Source organism: Cohnella baijiui (assembly GCF_020731285.1).
In the GTDB taxonomy this organism is placed as follows: domain Bacteria; phylum Bacillota; class Bacilli; order Paenibacillales; family Paenibacillaceae; genus Cohnella.
On sequence record NZ_JAJFOW010000259.1, the window covers coordinates 1 to 268 of the forward strand.

The window sequence follows — 268 nt, forward strand, 5'->3', positions numbered from 1 at the left end:
GTCCCGGCAATGTACCGGTCTATATCGAAAAAACAGCAAATACAGCTAAAGCCGTACAGCGCATTATTGACAGCAAGACGTTTGATAATGGCACGATTTGCGCATCAGAGCAAGCGGTTATTGTCGATCGCAACGTGCGGGAGCAGGCGCTTAGAGGATTTCGCAACGGCGGCGCCTATATCCTGAGTGAAGAAGAGAAAAAGAAGGTGGAGAATGTCATCTCCCCGGTGCGCGGGAAGCTTAATTCTGCGATTGTAGGCAAAAAAGC

At 49.6% G+C, this 268-nt stretch carries 1 pseudogene; it reads left to right on the forward strand.

Annotated features, from left to right (window positions below):
- A pseudogene (locus tag LKX83_RS32550) lies at window positions 1–268 on the forward strand (acetaldehyde dehydrogenase); the annotation flags it as partial.